The sequence below is a fragment of the Staphylococcus pasteuri genome, assembly GCF_030547725.1.
Lineage (GTDB): Bacteria > Bacillota > Bacilli > Staphylococcales > Staphylococcaceae > Staphylococcus > Staphylococcus pasteuri.
This window is the reverse complement of sequence record NZ_JAUOQO010000871.1, coordinates 1-240: the sequence shown is the minus strand read 5'-3', so window position 1 is coordinate 240 and position 240 is coordinate 1. Positions and strand designations below refer to the sequence as shown.

Here is a 240-nt window from a genome sequence, read left to right as displayed (position 1 = left end):
CAACTCTCAAAGCACTTTGCAGACTTTACTGCGGTAGACCAACTTAACTTTTCGGTAGAAGCTGGCTCGTTTTTCTCTATTCTTGGCCCATCAGGCTGTGGCAAAACTACGTTGTTGCGCATGTTGGCTGGCTTTGAATCGCCCTCAAAGGGAGAAATAAGAATTCATCAAAAGCGAGTGAATGAATTAGCGCCGAATAAACGCCCGGTGAACATGGTGTTTCAGCACCTAGCCTTATTC

At 45.8% G+C, this 240-nt stretch carries 1 protein-coding gene; it reads left to right on the top strand.

Going from position 1 to position 240, the window contains the following annotated elements; genetic code table 11:
• The coding region (locus Q4528_RS15765) for an ATP-binding cassette domain-containing protein (RefSeq protein WP_303522671.1) at nucleotides 1-240 on the top strand (240 nt) is incomplete at both ends.